At 67.6% G+C, this 16,237-nt stretch carries 13 protein-coding genes and 1 tRNA gene; 9 read left to right on the top strand and 5 right to left on the bottom strand.

Annotated elements, in window-relative coordinates:
* Genes hisD through P2T65_RS18965 form a run of 3 tightly spaced genes read left to right on the top strand, consistent with a single transcriptional unit; the run spans position 1 to position 2,248 of the window.
* Positions 1 to 1,293: a histidinol dehydrogenase gene (hisD, locus tag P2T65_RS18955; RefSeq protein ID WP_276200482.1), complete on the top strand. Its 1,293-nt coding sequence runs from the start codon at positions 1 to 3 to the stop codon at positions 1,291 to 1,293.
* Positions 1,294 to 1,308: 15 nt separating this feature from the next.
* On the top strand, positions 1,309 to 1,797 hold the full coding sequence (locus tag P2T65_RS18960) for a UPF0262 family protein (protein ID WP_055460350.1): 489 nt from the start codon (positions 1,309 to 1,311) through the stop codon (positions 1,795 to 1,797).
* A 4-nt stretch (positions 1,798 to 1,801) separates the two neighbouring features.
* Positions 1,802 to 2,248, top strand: a complete 447-nt coding sequence (locus P2T65_RS18965; protein ID WP_055460351.1) for an arsenate reductase ArsC — start codon at positions 1,802 to 1,804, stop codon at positions 2,246 to 2,248.
* 62 nt (positions 2,249 to 2,310) lie between these two features.
* On the opposite strand, the gene P2T65_RS18970 is transcribed toward P2T65_RS18965, so the two are convergent.
* Positions 2,311 to 2,991 carry a TerC family protein gene (locus tag P2T65_RS18970; protein ID WP_055460352.1) on the bottom strand — a complete coding sequence of 227 codons (681 nt, stop codon included), beginning with the start codon at positions 2,989 to 2,991 and terminating at the stop codon, positions 2,311 to 2,313.
* A gap of 268 nt (positions 2,992 to 3,259) precedes the next feature.
* Here P2T65_RS18970 and P2T65_RS18975 point away from each other — a divergent pair, with 268 nt between their 5' ends.
* Together P2T65_RS18975 and P2T65_RS18980 are read left to right on the top strand one after the other, a co-directional pair.
* The gene (locus tag P2T65_RS18975; protein WP_055460353.1) at positions 3,260 to 4,240 is read left to right on the top strand and encodes a LysR substrate-binding domain-containing protein; all 981 of its coding nucleotides are present in this window, start codon (positions 3,260 to 3,262) and stop codon (positions 4,238 to 4,240) included.
* 338 nt (positions 4,241 to 4,578) lie between these two features.
* Entirely contained in the window at positions 4,579 to 5,358 is a 780-nt protein-coding gene (locus P2T65_RS18980) for an outer membrane protein (protein ID WP_055460354.1), read from the top strand.
* A 157-nt stretch (positions 5,359 to 5,515) separates the two neighbouring features.
* Here the strand turns inward: P2T65_RS18980 and P2T65_RS18985 are convergent, their stop codons facing one another.
* On the bottom strand, positions 5,516 to 5,737 hold the full coding sequence (locus P2T65_RS18985) for a hypothetical protein (RefSeq protein ID WP_096335230.1): 222 nt from the start codon (positions 5,735 to 5,737) through the stop codon (positions 5,516 to 5,518).
* Between the two features lie 693 nt (positions 5,738 to 6,430).
* Here P2T65_RS18985 and bfr point away from each other — a divergent pair.
* Entirely contained in the window at positions 6,431 to 6,910 is a 480-nt protein-coding gene (gene bfr / locus P2T65_RS18995) for a bacterioferritin (protein WP_055460355.1), read from the top strand.
* 57 nt (positions 6,911 to 6,967) lie between these two features.
* Here bfr and P2T65_RS19000 read toward each other — a convergent pair whose 3' ends face one another.
* The 3 genes from P2T65_RS19000 to P2T65_RS19010 all read right to left on the bottom strand — a co-directional run bounded on the left by P2T65_RS19000 (position 6,968) and on the right by P2T65_RS19010 (position 14,175).
* Positions 6,968 to 9,697, bottom strand: a complete 2,730-nt coding sequence (locus P2T65_RS19000) for a bifunctional acetate--CoA ligase family protein/GNAT family N-acetyltransferase (RefSeq protein WP_276200483.1) — start codon at positions 9,695 to 9,697, stop codon at positions 6,968 to 6,970.
* Between the two features lie 315 nt (positions 9,698 to 10,012).
* Positions 10,013 to 11,170, bottom strand: coding sequence for an acyl-CoA dehydrogenase family protein (locus tag P2T65_RS19005; RefSeq protein WP_055460357.1), 1,158 nt, complete (start codon positions 11,168 to 11,170; stop codon positions 10,013 to 10,015).
* Between the two features lie 98 nt (positions 11,171 to 11,268).
* Positions 11,269 to 14,175: a PAS domain S-box protein gene (locus P2T65_RS19010; RefSeq protein ID WP_276200484.1), complete on the bottom strand. Its 2,907-nt coding sequence runs from the start codon at positions 14,173 to 14,175 to the stop codon at positions 11,269 to 11,271.
* A gap of 240 nt (positions 14,176 to 14,415) precedes the next feature.
* On the opposite strand from P2T65_RS19010, the gene P2T65_RS19015 reads away from it, so the two are divergent.
* The 3 genes from P2T65_RS19015 (at position 14,416) to P2T65_RS19025 (ending at position 16,157) form a co-directional block, all read left to right on the top strand.
* On the top strand, positions 14,416 to 14,799 hold the full coding sequence (locus tag P2T65_RS19015; protein ID WP_055460359.1) for a phasin: 384 nt from the start codon (positions 14,416 to 14,418) through the stop codon (positions 14,797 to 14,799).
* A 426-nt stretch (positions 14,800 to 15,225) separates the two neighbouring features.
* Positions 15,226 to 15,930 (top strand): phasin family protein, encoded by a 705-nt coding sequence (locus tag P2T65_RS19020; RefSeq protein WP_082464873.1) that lies wholly within the window; start codon positions 15,226 to 15,228, stop codon positions 15,928 to 15,930.
* 150 nt (positions 15,931 to 16,080) lie between these two features.
* Positions 16,081 to 16,157: transfer RNA gene (locus P2T65_RS19025), tRNA-His, on the top strand.
* The last annotated feature ends 80 nt before the right edge of the window (positions 16,158 to 16,237 follow it).

The following is a 16,237-nucleotide window of genomic DNA, read 5'->3' on the forward strand; positions in this document are numbered from 1 at the left end:
ATGGCGTTGAGGATCGACAGTCGCGCGCCCGATTTCGAGGAGGCCCTTGCGCGCCTGCTCGCGATGAAGCGGGAGGTGTCGCAGGATGTCGACGAGGCCGTGCGCGCCATCATCGCCGATGTGGCCGCCCGGGGCGATGCCGCTGTCATCGACTATACGCGCCGCTTCGACGGGCTTGCGCTGACGCCCGGGATGTTGCGCGTCGCGTCGTCGCAGATCGAGGAGGCGCTTGCCCGGTGCGATGCCAGGACCCTCGCGGCGCTCGAGACGGCCAAGACCCGCATCGAGGCATTCCATCGGCGCCAGCGCCCGGAGGACCTCACCTTCACGGATGATCTCGGCGTCACCCTCGGCTGGCGCTGGACGGCCGTCGAGGCGGTCGGGCTCTACGTGCCCGGCGGCACGGCGAGCTATCCCTCCTCCGTGTTGATGAACGCGGTGCCGGCCAAGGTCGCCGGTGTGCCGCGCATCGTCATGGCGGTGCCGGCACCGCGCGGCGAGCTCAATCCGCTCGTGCTCGCGGCCGCGCATCTTGCCGGCGTCGACGAGGTCTACCGCATTGGCGGCGCGCAGGCCGTGGCGGCGCTCGCCCTCGGCACGGCGACCATCGCGCCCGTCGCCAAGATCGTCGGGCCGGGCAATGCCTATGTGGCGGCCGCCAAGCGCCGCGTCTTCGGCACGGTCGGCATCGACATGATCGCGGGGCCCTCCGAGGTGCTGGTGCTGGCAGACGGTTCCGCCAATCCGGCCTGGATCGCGGCCGATCTGCTCGCGCAGGCGGAGCACGACACCGCCGCCCAGTCGGTGCTGATCACCGACGATGCCGCCCTCGCCGATGCGGTCGAGCGGGCGGTGGAAGATCAGCTAAAGACCTTGCCGCGGGCCGATATCGCCGGGGCGAGCTGGCGCGACTTCGGCGCCGTGATCGTCGTCGAGCGCCTCGCCGAGGCGCTCCCCATCGTCGACCGCTTCGCCCCGGAGCATCTCGAGATCATGGCCGAGGATGCCGATCACCTGGCGGCCGGGGTGCGCAATGCCGGCGCCATCTTTCTCGGCGGCCACACGCCGGAGGCCATCGGCGATTATGTCGGCGGCTCCAACCACGTCCTGCCCACGGCTCGCTCGGCCCGCTTCTCGTCCGGACTCGGCGTGCTCGACTTCATGAAGCGCACCTCGATCCTGCGCTGCGGCCCGGAGGGCCTCAGGGCGCTCGCGCCGGCGGCGATCGTGCTCGGCGAGGCCGAGGGGCTCGACGCGCATGCCCGCTCGGTCGCGGTCAGGCTCAACCGGTAAGGAGTGGAGGAGCCCTTGAAGGCAGCCGAGCCGACGAAGCGTTGCACGCTGACTGCCGTCACGCTCGACGAGGGCTCGCTCGGCCGCGGCAATCCGGATCAGGAGCACGAACGTGCCATCGCCATCTGGGACATCCTGGAGCGCAATTATTTCGCGGTGCCGGGGCATGACGGCGGGCCTTATGCGCTGCATGTGGCGCTGGTCGAGAAGAAGCTGACACTCGACGTCCGCAACAGCGGCGCCGAGCCGGTCGTGACCCATTTCCTCTCGCTGACACCGTTCCGCCGCGTCATCAAGGACTACGAACTCGTCTGCGAGAGCTATTACGCTGCCATCCGCACCGCTTCGCCGGCACAGATCGAGGCCATCGACATGGGTCGCCGCGGCCTGCACGACGAGGCTGCGGAACTCCTGCGCGAGCGCCTCGCGGGCAAGATCGAGGTGGACTTCGACACCGCTCGCCGGCTCTTCACCCTCATCTTCGCGCTGCACTGGAAGGGTTAGGCGCATGGCGCCCGGGGCCGCTGGCGGACGCAGCGTGCAATCCGTCCTCTTCATGTGCGCCCATAATGCGGTGCGCTCGCCGATGGCGGAGGGTATCGCACGGCATTATTTCGGCGCCTCGATCTATGTCGCCTCGGCCGGTGTACGCCCCGACGAACTCGACCCCTTCGCCGTGGCGGTGATGGAGGAGATCGGCATCGACGTCGCGCGCCACCGGCCACAGACCCTGGAAGATCTCGAGGATGCCGGCTTCGACCTCATCGTCACCCTGTCGCCGGAGGCGCACCATCGCGCCCTGGAACTGACGCGGACCCTCGCTGTCGATGTGGAATACTGGCCGACGCTCGACGCGACTGTCGTGCACGGCGCTCGTGAGCAGCGTCTCGAGGCCTACCGCAGCGTTCGCGACGGTCTCGTCGAGCGCATCAGGCAGCGTTTCGCGCGCCGTTGAACGCGCCGGCGGCAAAGGCCGGCGCCGTCGCCGGCCTTTGCCGGGGCACGTACCGTTCGGGGTCAGTGCGTCGCCGGGCTGCGGTTGAAGCGCGTCACCACGAGACCGATGGCCACGACGACGGCCGCGCCGACGACGGCCGCCAGGTAATGCAGGGTCCTTGTGACGCCGCCGATCTGCTCGATCACCCAAGGGTCGGCGACAAGCATCTCGCCCGCGATCCAGCCCAGCAGCGCCGCACCCGCCCACACGAAGATCGGGAAACGCTCGATCAGCGCCATGATCAGTGTAGAGCCGATGACGATGAGCGGGATGGAGAACAGCAGGCCAAAGGTGAAGAGCCAGACGTTGCCGTGCGAGGCGGCCGAGATGGCGAGCACGTTGTCGAGGCTCATCACCGCATCGGCGATGGCGATCGTGCGCACGGCCTCCCACAGGCTGCCGCTCTCTTTCACTTCGTGATTGTCGTCGTCGCCCTGGATGAGCTTGACCGCGATCCAGAACAGCAGCGCGCCGCCGACGATCTTGAGGAAGGGCAGCGCGAGCAACTGGGAAATGATGAGGGCGAAGAGAATGCGCAGCGCGATCGCCGTGCCGGCGCCGAGGACGACGCCGAGACGTCGCTGGTTGTCGGGCAGCGAGCGGCAGGCGAGCGCGATCACCACCGCATTGTCGCCGGACAGGAGAATATCGATCCAGATGATCTGGACGATCGCGATCAATGTCTGTGCATCTAGGGCCATAACGCTCACAGCTCTTGGGTCGGGACGAGCACCGGGCGCTCCGGAGGAGGGCACAGCCACCGCGCAACTGCGCCGGCACACTGTCGGGCCTCTCTTAGCGCGCGTGTCGTGCGTGATCGTCGTCAACTTATTTCATAATCCGGCGACATAATCCTATAATGCGGTGCTGTCCGGTGCCGACGGTGCTGCAGGCGGCGATTCGACAGCGGACAAGCATCGCTGGGTGCGGTCGCGCCGCTCGTGGCGCGCGGAGGGGCGGTAGGAACCGATGGATCTGCGCCAGCTCAAATGCTTCGTCGCTGTCGCGGAGGAGCTGCATTTCGGCAAGGCGGCAGAGCGCATGGGGCTGGCGCCGCCGGCCCTGTCGCGCCAGGTGCGGGCGCTGGAGGAGGAGCTTGGCGCGGACCTTCTCACGCGCACGACGCGAAGCGTCAACCTGACGCGGGCCGGGCTGCTGCTGCTCGACGAGGCCAAAGCACTCCTCGCCCGGGCCGAGCATGCGGCCCGCCATGTGCGCGAAGCAGCGAGCTCGACCAGCAAAGTCCTGCGCATCGGCGCCATAGATGGCGCGTCGGCGAGCTTCCTGCCGCGCATCATGACGGAGTTCCGCCAGCGCCATCCCCGCGCCCACATCCAGTTCACCGAGGCGATGACGGCGCCCCAGCTGCAGATGCTCGACGCCGGCAAGCTCGACCTTTGTCTCGTGCGTCCGCCCCGGCGCCAGGTGGACTGTGCCTTCGAGATCCTGCGCGTCGAGATGCCGCTCGTCGTCATGCCGGCAGCGCACCCGCTCGCGGACAGTGACGCCGTCATGATGGGCGATCTCGTCGGCGAGCCTTTCATCGTGCCCTCGCGCCGCATGCGTCCCTACGCCTACGATCTCGTCATGAGCTATTTCGACAGCGTCGGCACGGTGCCCAACGTCGTGCAGGAGGTGACCGAGAAGCCGGCGATGTTCGCGGCGGTGGCCGCCGGCATCGGCCTTGCGCTTGCCCCGGATTGGACGGCGGCGATGAATTGGCCGGGTGTGACGACGCGCCGCCTCAAGGGACTGCTGCTCGATCCGCCGCCGGACGGGGCTCTCGTCGGCGTGGCCTGGCGGCCGCATCAGCGGCTCGCGGCACGGGATGCCTTCCTCGACCTCTTGCGCGAGCGCGTCAGCCTGACGAGCGACGATAAGGTGGTGCCATTCCGTCGCTTGCCGCGGATCAGACGCCAGTCAAAAAAACCTGACTCGCAGGGGGATTGAGCCGCGGCGGCGCCTTTTCCTTCGGAAAAAGATGATGCGCCATGGAACCTGATGGGATCTCCGACCGTTTTTCCTTTTGGGGCGGGTTTCGCATGCCTTCATAACGGTTGTGTCGGCAGTTGTGAGTGGTCCCCTGGTTGTTCTTATGGCGAGCAATAGACGCGATAGGTATCCATTCTTTGTGTTGCATCAATGTCGCATGAAATTGCGCGTGTGATGCTACGTTCATGTCATGCTTGACTCTTTTTGGAAGCTTCACGAGTCTAGCTGCGGCGTGAGATGATGGTCCGCTCGGGCCTGCGCGACAGGAACAGGTTTCGTTCAAAGAGGTGCCTCAGATGAAGAATATCCTGCGACTATCGGCGGCGGCGACGGCCCTGGCGCTTTCCGGCGCTGTGGCCTTTGCGGCCGATCTTCCGTCCCGTACCTATACGCCGCCGGCCGAGCCGCTGCCGCCGGTTTTCACCTGGACGGGTTTCTATGTCGGTGTGAATGCCGGCTACGGCTTCTCCGATTCCGGTAATGCCCGCTATGTGGGCGACGCTCTTTATCTCAGTGATGTCGCCGCCGGCGATCTTCCGGGCAGCCTGTCCCTGAAGTCTGAAGGTTTCCTCGGCGGTGCCCAGGTTGGCTACAATTATCAATTCGGGTCGGTGGTCGTCGGTCTTGAGGCCGATATACAGTATGCCGATCTGAGCGATACGGGCACCTCCTTCGCCGCGGCGGGCTTTGCCGAGGGTAAGAAGGAGCTGGAGTGGTTCGGGACGTTGCGTGCCCGGCTCGGCTTCGCCGCGATGGATCGTCTGCTCATCTTCGCCACGGGCGGTCTGATCTACGGCGATACCAAGCTGACGCACAGCATCTTCGATAACACGGGCGCCCTGCTCGCCGTCGGCAGCAAGTCCGACACGCAGGCAGGCTGGACCGTCGGCGGCGGTCTCGAATATGCCTTCACCAACAACCTGACGGCCAAGGCCGAGTACCTCTATTATGACCTCGGTGACACGACGGCGATTGCGCCGAGTTTCGCCGTTCCGACGGATGTCGCCGTGCTCAAGGCCAAGAATCGCGGCAGCATCGTGCGTGTCGGTCTCAACTACAAGTTCGACACGTTCTGAGGTTTTCCCCGAACGGACCGTCGAACGGACCTGCAGCGCCCGGCTCCTGGCCGGGCGTTGTTTTTTGCACGGATGGCTAAGACGCACGAAACCCGGCATTCGAGGAACCCGGGTTTTTCAACGCCGCATACAGTCCGGGCGAGGCAGGATAGGTGCGTCACTCGCGCCGCAGTTCCCACAGGGCTGCGATCTCGCTCGGCCGCAGCTTGCGGCCGCTCGCCGTGTCAGCCCAGGCGAGTTCGCGATTGCCCGGGTTCTGCGTCATGGCGAAGGCAACCGCATCCTCCAGCGAGGGAAAGTCGATGACGTGATCGGGATCCGTCAGATGCGGGCTCGAGCGGTAGTGAAGACGCGCCGTGTCCTGCATGTTCGCTTGCATCGCTGTCCTCCTGTCGGTTGAGGGTTGCTCCTGCATTTCAGTCAAAAAGGTCAACCAGCCGTATCTCCGCAGAAGCGGCCTGATCATGTCAACGAAATGGGGATGCCGTGGTTCCGGTGCAATGGTTCGTCGCGCCCGGGCAACGGGCGAGCCCTGCGGCATTTCTGTCGTTGCGAAGGGCGTGGATGAGCATTAAGTTATTGAAAGACAATGTAATTTTGAATCGTTCCAAACTGCCTCAATGATCGTCTGCTCCTGTAACGTCCTCACTGACAAGCAGATCCTCGAAACGCTGCAGAGCGAGGCCCCGGGGGCTCCGCGTTCGCCTGCGCAGGCCTACCGCTGCCTCGGCTGCAGCCCCGAGTGCGGGCGCTGCCTCGTCACCGTGCGGCGCCTCCTGCAAGCTGCGCGCTTGGACGCCTGCGATATCGGCTGCCCCGGCTGTCCCGGCGCCGTCGAGCACGCGGCGCACGCGCCTGCCGCCGCCAACGTGCTGCCGTTCGACGGCCGTCCGCGTGTGGCCCCGGGCGATGAGGAACCCGCCGAGGCGCCCGCTGTCCCGCTCATCGCCGCCGAATAGCGGCTTCTTTCGCAATGGTGTATGTCGTTGGAGACAAGCCGGACCCTTGATGTGGTCGGGCATTAGTTTATAATGATTCTAAATAGGATTTCCCAAGGACGTGGAGTGGAGCGATGAAGGGTGACGCCAAGGTCATCGAATATCTCAACCGCGGTCTGCGCAGCGAGCTGACGGCGGTGAGCCAGTACTGGCTCCATTACCGCATGCTGGATAACTGGGGATTGAAGGATCTCGCCAAGAAGTGGCGGGAGGAATCGATCGAGGAAATGCACCACGCAGACAAGTTCATCGACCGCATCCTGTTCCTTGAAGGCCATCCGAATCTCCAGGTCCTCGATCCGCTGCGTATCGGCCAGTCGGTGAAGGAGGTGATCGAATGCGATCTCGCAGCCGAGGTCGAGGCGCGCGCCCTCTATCAGGAGGCCGCCACCTATTGTCATTCGGTCAAGGACTATCCTTCGAAGGACCTGTTCGAGGAACTGATGGCGGATGAGGAGGGCCACATCGACTTCCTCGAGACTCAGCTCGAGCTTATCGGCAAGCTCGGAGAGCAGCTCTACAGTCAGCATCACATCGGCAAGCTGGACGACTGACCTTCGATCTCCGGTGAAATCCTGCAGGCCGCCGGTTCTCGCCGGCGGCCTTGCCGTTCAGAAAGCTGGCCGCATGGCCATGGCCGGCCCTGCGGAGACCGCGAGCCGTACGAGCCGGATGTCGGGATCGTGCGGGTCGGGTCCGATGGCGAAGCCCAGCTTCTCGCACATGGCGAGCATCATCGTGTTCTCGCGCAGCACCTGGCCCTCGATGGCGTTGAGGCCCTCGGCGCGGGCATAGGCGATGATCATCTCCATCAGCAGCCAACCCAGTCCGCGGCCCTTGAGGTCCGAGCGCACCAGGATGCCATATTCGCCCTTGTCGTAATTGGCGTCAGCGTGCAGACGCACGGCGCCGAGCATGGCGCCGGTCTCCTCCTCAATGGCGACGAGCGCCATGGCACGCGCATAGTCGAGCTGCGTCAGCCGGGCGATGAAGGTGTGGCTGAAATCGCGGATGGGCGCGAAGAAGCGCAGGCGCAGGTCCTCCGGCGTCACCTTCTCGAAGAAGCTGCGGAACAGCTCCTCGTCCTCCGGCCGCACGGGCCGGATGAAGACGCCGGTGCCGTCCGGCAGGGCGGTCCGCCGCTCCCATTCCTTCGGATAAGGCCGGATGGCGAAGCGCGGATGGCCGGCAGGCCCGCGGACCGGCTGGATGCTCGGCGCGACGGCGACCCGCGCATCGACGGCGATGACGCCGTTCTGATCGGCAAGCAGCGGATTGATGTCGAGCTCGCGTACCTCCGGCAGGTCGGCAGCGAGCTGCGCGAGCTTCACGAGCACGAGTGCGATCGCGCCCTCATCCGCCGCCGGCACGTCGCGATAGGCCTTGAGCCGCCGCGAGACGCGCGTGCGGCCGATGAGCGTATGGGCGAGCGTGAGGTCGAGCGGCGGCAGCGCCAGCGCCTTGTCGTTGATGACCTCGACGGCAGTGCCGCCGCGGCCGAAGACGACCACCGGCCCGAAGGTCTCGTCGTCGGCGAGGCCGGCGATGAGTTCGCGCGCCTTGGGTCTCAGGATCATGGGGTGGATCGTGAGGCCGGTGATGCGCGCCTCCGGCCGGAGCGCTCGGGCCCGCTCGAGGATGTCCCGCGCCGCCTCGCGCACTGCAGCTTCGTTGGTGAGGTTGAGCCGGACGCCGCCGACGTCGGACTTGTGGATGATGTCCGGCGACAGGATCTTGACGGCGACGGGATCGCCCGCTTCGAGGAACGGCCGCGCCGCCTCGCCGGCCTCGTCCGCGCTAACCGCCAGGACGGCCGGCGTGATGGGCAGGCCATAGGCCTCGAACAGGGCCATGACCTCCAGCGGGTCGAGCCAGCTGCGCCCCGCGGCGAGCGCCCTGGCAACGACGTCCCGTGCCTTGCCCGTCTCGGGCGCGAAATCCTCCGGCAGGCTCGGCGGTGTCTCCATGAGCAGGGCCTGCGCCTCGCGGTAGCGCACGATATGCATGAAGCCCTGCACCGCATCCGCTTCCGTCGCGAAATGAGGGATGGCGGCCTCTTCGAACAGGTCGTCGGTCGTGCCGGAGGAGCCGAGCCAGACGGCGAAGACGGGCTTGGGCCGCATCGCTCGCCGGCGATGGCGCTCGACGGTGTCCACCACGCGCCGTGCCGCCTCCTGAGGCGAGGCGAGCGCCGTCGGTACGTTCATGACAAGGACGGCATCGCTGTCACGGTCGGCCAGCAGTACCTCAAGCGCGGCGCCGTAGCGCTCGGCATCGGCATCGCCGACGATGTCGACCGGATTGGCCCGCGACCAGGTCGACGGCAGCGCGGCATCGAGCGCCGCCAGCGTTTCCGGCGAGAGCTCGGCAAGCGCCCCGCCGAGGTCGGCGAGCCGGTCGACGGCAAGGACGCCGATACCGCCGCCGTTGGTGAGGATGCCGAGGCGCCGTCCCGAGAACGGCTTCAGCCGCCCGAGCGTCTCGGCCGCCGAGAAGAGCTCGTCGAGGTCGAAGACGCGCAGCAGGCCGGCCCGGCGGAAGGCGGCGTCATAGACCGCGTCGGAGCCGGCGAGGGCCCCCGTGTGCGTGGCCGCCGCCTTCGCCGCCTGCGCGTGCCGTCCCGACTTGATGACGACGACCGGCTTGGCGCGCGCAGCGGCGCGCGCCGCCGACATGAACTTGCGGGCGTCGTTGATGGATTCGACATAGAGCAGGATGGCGCGCGTGCCGCGGTCGAGGGCGAAATAGTCGAGCAGGTCGCCGAAATCGACATCCACCTTGTCGCCGAGCGAGACGACGGCCGAGAAGCCCACGGCCCGCTCCGCCGCCCATTCGACGAGGCCCGCGGCGATGGCGCCGGACTGGGAAAGGAGCGCGAGATCGCCCCCGAGCGGCATGCGTGCCGCGAAGCTGGCATTGAGCTTCGCCGCAGGCGCCATGACGCCGAGGCAGTTCGGCCCGACGAGGCGGATGCCGTGCCGCCGCGCCGTCTGCTCGGCCTTCTCCGCCAGGGATCCGGGCCCATGGCCGAGGCCGGCGGTGACGATGACGGCCGCGGCGACGCCTCTTGCACCTGCGGCATCGACGAGGCCGGGAATCGTCTCGGGCGGGGTGGTCAGCACGACAAGGTCGGGCGTTTCCGGGACGGCCTCAATGGATGCAAGCGTAGCGATGCCCTCAATGATCGGATATTTTGGATTGATCACCGCGAGCGGGCCGGCAAAGCCGCCGGCCTTGAGATTGGCCAGCACCTTGCGGCCGAGTGAACCCTCGCGCGGGCTTGCGCCGATAAGAGCGATGGAGCGGGGCGAAAACAGCCGGTCGAGGCGATAGGTCGACATGGGGCCTAGCCTTGGTGGACGAGGGGTGAACCGACATTGACGCCCATCAAACACGGCCCGGCCATGCGCGGTAAAGGGGCCATCGTTCCTCGCAGGCCATTGGTTGCCGACGGTCGGCAATTGCAAACACGCGCTCGTACCCCCGATGCCGCCGCATGAAATGACGCGGTGCCGGGCCGGGGTTCCTTCACACGGTGCCTTCGGCGAGCCCTTGCGCTGGTTCCCGGGTCGCAGTCCGCTTCGCCGCACGCGCCCGTGAAACGAGATTGCCCCTGGATCCGGCGGGGTGCGAGTAACCGACGGCCGACCGCTCCTTCACCCGTTCTGGCGCAGGATCTCCCGCGCGATGACGAGGCGCTGGATTTCGGAGGTACCCTCGTAGATGCGCGTGATGCGCGCATCGCGCGCATAGCGCTCGACCGGATAGTCCTTCACATATCCCGCCCCGCCGTGGATCTGGATAGCCGTGTCCGTGGCGCGGTGCGCCGCTTCGGAGGCGAAGAGCTTGGCCATGGAGGCTTCCTTGGCGAAGGGGCGGCCGGCGTCCTTGGCAGCGGCAGCGTTAAGGATGAGCAGGCGGGCGGCCTCGAGGTCCACCTCCCGGTCGGCCAGCATCCACTGGATGCCCTGGAAGTCGCAGATGCGCGTGCCGAACTGGCGCCGCTCGCGCGCATAGGCCTTGGCTGCGTCCATGGCCGCGCGGGCGATGCCGAGCGACAGGGCCGCGACGCCGATGCGCCCGCCGGCGAGTTCACCCACCGCAACACGGAAGCCGTCGTTCTCTCGCCCCATGAGAGCCGATGCCGGCACGCGGCAATTGTCGAAGGTGACGATGTTCGTTGCCGAGCCGGTCTGCCCCATCTTCTTCTCCGCCTTGCCGATCACGAGCCCGGGCGTGCCCGCCTCGACGAGGAAAAGGGAAATGCCACGCCCCTTCGGCGCGTCAGGGTCCGTCACCGCCCAGACGACGAAGAGCCCGGCATATTCGGCCGAGGTGATGTAGATCTTGGCGCCGTCGATGACATAGCCGTCGCCGTCGCGCCGCGCCCGCGTGCGCATGGCGGAGGGGTCGGAGCCCGCCTCCGCCTCCGTGAGGCAGAAGGCCCCGGCCGGAGAGGTGCCGTCGGCGAGGCGCGGCAGATAGGCTCTCTTCTGCTCCTCGCTCCCGACGGCCTGGATGACCTCGCCGACCATGTTGGTCACGGAGACGGTGACCGCCGTCGCGGCACAGGCGTAGCCCAGCTCCTCGACGGCGAGGGCGAAGGCGACCGAGCCAGCCTCCGTGCCGCCGTAGGCGCTCTTCACGTTGAGGGCCATGAAGCCGTTCTCGGCGAGCAGTCGGAGGTTCGCGAGAAGCCCTTCGCGGCCCTCGCCCCGATCGAGGGCTTCCGCGAGCGGGGCCAGCCGGTCCGCCGCGAGGCGCCGCGCCGTCTCGCGGATCATCTCCTCTTCGTCGCTCAGGGCGAAAAGCATGGCGCACCTCCCCGTTCGTCTTGAGCGGAAGGGTACGGCGCCCTCGCCGCAGGGGCAACGCGCGGCGCCGGGCAGGCGGCTGTGCGGGAATGCGGGTCCTATTCCGCCAGCACGCGCGTGCGCGGCAGGGTGATTTCGACGAGGGTACCCTCGTTCTTGGCGCTCTTGATGGCGAGCGAGCCGCGGTTGGCTTCGATGAGGGCCTTGGTCAGCGGCAGGCCGAGCCCGGTGCCGCCGGCACGGCGGGCGGTGGCGAGCTGGCGGAAAGGCTCGAGTGCGGCCGCGATTTCCTTGTCGTTCATGCCGATGCCGGTGTCCCGCACACGCACGACGACCTCGCCGCGATCGGTCAGCGCCGTCGAGACGATGACCTGACCGCCCGCATCGGTGAACTTCACGGCATTCGACAGCACGTTGAGGATGATCTGGCGCATGGAGCGCTCGTCGGCGACGACCGCGGGAAGGTGCGGGGCGAGGCTCGTGCGCAGCACGATGCGCTCGCGGTTCGCCTGCGGCTGCATCAGCGCGACGCAGCTCGCCACGACATCGTTGAGCTTGACGCTGGTGAAGGAGAGGTCGAGCCGCCCGGCCTCGATCTTGGCGAGATCGAGCAGGTCGTTGACGAGGCTGATGACATGCCCGCCGGAGACGTGGATGTCCTTCAGGTATTCCTTGTAGCGTTCGTTGCCGACGGGTCCGAAACGCTCTTCCAGCATCACCTCGGCGAAACCGATGATGGCGTTGAGCGGCGTTCGGATCTCGTGGCTGATCTTGGCGAGGAAGTCGGACTTCTGGGCATTGGCCTCCTCGGCGGCGCGCTTGGCCGCCATCAGCTCCGCCTCCGCCTTCTTCGAGGCCGTCATGTCGCGCAGGACGACGCAGAACTTGCGGTGCGGGCGCTCGCTGACGCGGCCGATGGTCATGGTCAGCGGGCACTTGCCGCCCTGGCGCACACGCCCCGTCACCTCGCGCCCGTCGTTGAGGATGCTCGCGACGCCGCCGGCCTTCAGGCCCTCGATATAGTCGAGCGCGACCGCATGGCTCTCGGGGGCGAGGAGGATGGTGAAGGGCTCGCCCGCGATCTCGTTCTGGTCATAGCCGAAGAGCGCTTCGGCCGACCGGTTGACGGACAGGATGCGCCCGTGCCCGTCGAGCACGATGACGCCGTCCGTCGCCGTGTCGAGGATCGAGGTGAGCTCGTTCGTCCGCTCCTCGTAGTTGCGCAGGTCCTCCTCGAGCCCGTCGAGGTGGCGCTGCAGCTCCGGCTCCATGGCGCGGCGGAAGGTCATGAGCGAGGCGGCGGCGCCCTGCCAGTCGATCGTCGCAAGGCGTGCATCGACCGGGATGGCCTCGCCGGTGATGCTGCGCAGGGCGATGCGCTCCTCCTCGCCCGGCCGGTCCGGCTGGCGCGCGAAGACCTTCGACATGCCGGCTGCAGCGAGGGCGTCCACATCCGGATAGTCGAGGAGATCGAGCAGCGTGCGGTTGGCGTAGAGCGGCTCCTCGCCCCGGCTCACCAGCACGCCGACCGGCAGCTTGTCGACGAGCTGGGCGAAGGGCGAGGGGGCTGGAGTGGCCACGTCCCGGGGGTGCGCGGCCGCTGCCTCTTCGCCGGCTGGTTCCTGGTGTGCCCGCTCCTCGATCGTCTGCGGGTTCTGCGACGGCTCCGCCACCGCTTCCGTGGCAGGAGGCGTCGCAGGAACCTGCTCCGCAGGGATGGACGCAGGTAGCGGCGCGTCGGCCGCCGGTGCCCCGGGTGCGGAGGTCGCCTCTGCCAACGGGGGGAGGCTGGGCGTTTCGGGGCTTTGCACCGGTGCAGCAGGCGTGTCGCCCCAGCCCTCGAACCGTGCGCCCAGGGCGCGCGCGATCTCGCGCAGCGCATTGCGCTCGCTCGGCGACAGGCCGGGGCGCGGAGCATCGGGCGCCCGCTGCTCCAGAGGTTCTTGCGCGCTCTTGTCGGGCGGGGTCTCGGCAATCCTCAGCGGCACGACTTTCGGCGTGCCGAGCGTCGCGCCGACACTGGTGCGCACGGCGGGGAAAGGAACGACGGCCCCGCTTTCGGATGCCGTGGGTTGCGAAGGCGAGGGGACAGCAGTGGCCGGCGGCGCTTCATCCTCGGGCGCTGCCCTGGATTCGGCGATCGGCGGCGCCGGCTCGGCCGCCGCCGTGTCGGGCGTCCCGGCGCCGATGGGCGGCGCGATGGCCACGTCCTCGTGGATCTCGTTGAGGCGACACAGGCCGAAGCCGCGGAAACCGGCGAAATCCTTGTCCGGTCCCTGCACGGGCAGGCCGGCGAGTTCCACCTCGACACGCAGCGGACTGCCGGCGACGCGCCATAGCACGGTCACGCCACTCCAGGTCTCTCGTCGCCTGAGAGCGTCAGCGACACGGCCGGCGCGATCGCTGACGATCTCGGAGGCGATGTCCGCCCAACTGCGCCCGACGATGTTGGCGCTCCCGGCGCCAACCACCTCGGCCAGTTCCTTCGAGAGCTTGATGAAACGCCCCTCGGCATCGGTCTCGAAGAGGAAGCGGACGGTCGCACGGCGTCCGGCGAGGGCGCGCAGGCGCGTCGCGGCATCGGCTTCGTCCGCGGCGCAGGGGGTGGGCTCAGGCGTTGGCTGCACGGGCGCGGCGACCGCGGCGCTGCCGGCGAGGGAGGCCGGCAGCGGTTGGGTTGCGGCGATGACGAGCGTCCCGGTGTCGCCGATGCGACGGCAGGCGATCGTCGTGGCAAGAATGCGTGCGCCCCAGGAGAGCCGCACCCGCTCGAGACGCATGCCCTCGCACGGCGCGAGTCCGCCGGCAAGCCGGCCGATCTGGCCACCGCCGCCGGCAGCGAGCAACGCCGCGACGAGACGCCCGCCGGCGGGAGAAGCCGCGAGAATGTCGCCCTGGCCGTCGACGAGCGCGACCGCGCCGTTGCCGGCAACGAGCGGTCCGAAGATCGCGTCCTGCCGCAGCGCATCCAGCGTCGCTCCAGCTTCCGGTGCGGTCCGCGTCATGCCTGTCGGTTCGCTCCTGCTCGCGTCATCAGGTTGATATGGCCAATGCCTAATGAAGACTTAATATAGGCATCGATGCCCGAGGTCACGAAAGGCCTTGCCGTCTTTCCCTGCGACCTCGCGCTAGCGTTAACGGCACGGGGCGGCGGTGCCACGGGTTGAGTTTGCGCCGCACAATGATATATTGCAACGCAACAATCCTGCCGCGGCCCGAGGCCGGCATAACCCGAGGAGGTTTCCATGGACGCCAAGGATATGCCCAACTACGAGATTCCCGCCGAGATGCGCGATTTCGCCGAGCGTAGCGTCGAGCAGGCGCGCAAGGCATTCGATGGCTTCATCGCTGCCGCGCAGAGGGCGGTCACTGCCTTCGAGGGCTCGGCCACGACGGTTCAGTCCAGCACGCAGGACCTGACGCACCGCACCTTGTCGTTCGCGGAGCAGAACATCGCCGCTGCCTTCGACTTGGCGCAGAAACTTGTGCGCGCCAAGGACATGCAGGAGGCCATGCAGTTGCAGGCCGACTATCTGCAGAAGCAACTCGCCTCCCTGCAGGCGCAGATGAAGGAATTCGGCTTCGCTGCCGAGAAGGCCGTGGGCGAAGCCACCAAGCGCAAGGCCTGAGGCTTGGCGTTCCGTAACATATGAAGGAGATCGACCATGGCCAACGCGAAGTCGAACGGGGCGTCGCAGCCGCAAGGTCAGGGTCCGCAGGTCGAGGACGCTCCGGCGGCGAAGCCCGCAATTGCCGGGGCGCCTGCCGGTACGTCTGCTGCGATGCCTGCCTCGTCGGTACCGGCGGCACCGTCGGCCAAGTCCGCTATATCCGCCACGCCGACTGGGCAGGCCTCGTCCGCGCCTGCCCCGAAGCGACCGGAGCCTTCCGCAAGTCCCGCCGGGGAGGCAGCGGCAAAGGAATCGGCCGCGGAGGCCACAGCCCGGGCGTCCGCAGCCGGGGCGCCGCTACCGAAGTCGGCGTCGGCCGGGGATGCACCGGCACCGAAATCCGCTCCTGCGTCCGAACGGGCCAAGGCCGCTACATCCGCTAAGGTGACGAAGCCCGCCAAGCCTGCAAGCGTTTCCAAGCCTGCAAGCGTTTCCAAGCCGGCAGTCTCGGCAGCCCGGACGACGCCGGCCAAGACGGCCTCTGGCGCCGGAAAGGTCGCCGCCGTGCCGGTGAAACCCGTCGGCAAGACACCATCCGCCACGTCTCGGCCGGCCGCGAAGGCGGCTCCGGTGGCTTCGTCGTCGGTGGTGCGGACCGCGCGGGCGGTGGCCCACACGGTGGCCGAAGCACTGGATCGCGGCGCAGAGGCGGCCCGACGGGTTGAGGCCGCCGTCGGCGAGCGGCAGGCTGCGTCGGGTGTCGAGGCGCTGACCCGGGTCGGCCTCACGCAAGTGCGTGACGGCTATGCAGTGGTCCGGCAGTCGCTCGAACAGCTGCAGGGTGGGCTCGCCGAGAGTGCCGGCATTGCGTCCAAGGGCGCGGTGGAGATCAACGGCAAGGTGCTCGATCTCATGCGGGCTCAGGCGGATGCCGCCTTCGGACTGTGGCGGCAAATGCTCGGTGCGGGCTCGTTCTCTGAAGCCGTGCAACTGCAGACCAAGGGCTGGCGGCAGGGCTATGAGATGACGTCGTCGCGTCTCAAGGACATCGCCGAGACGACGGGGCGCATCGCCGAGACCTCGATCAGCCCCGTACGCCGCATCGTCGATACCTGGAGCAAGGAAACCCGGCTGAAGCGGGGCGGCTGAAAGCCCCCAATCCCGGGCGACGGAACGCCTTGCGGCCCCTGCGCGGGGCGCTGTCAACAGCCCCTTCGCGACGCGGCGAAGGGACTTGAAATCGCAAAGCGATGCGCCTAGTTTCCGCCTGACTGCGGAGCCCTCGGCTCCCCGGGCTGTGCAGCTGTAGCTCAGTTGGTTAGAGCGCCTGATTGTGGATCAGGAGGTCCCCCGTTCAAGCCGGGGCAGCTGTACCACCGCCTTTCAATGGGTTGGCGGCAATTTCTTCAAGCAATCATTCAGAAGTGTTACCGGGCGTGTTACCGCCGCCTGTTCT

It is taken from the genome of Chelatococcus sp. XZ-Ab1 (assembly GCF_029309855.1).
GTDB lineage: Bacteria > Pseudomonadota > Alphaproteobacteria > Rhizobiales > Beijerinckiaceae > Chelatococcus_A > Chelatococcus_A sambhunathii.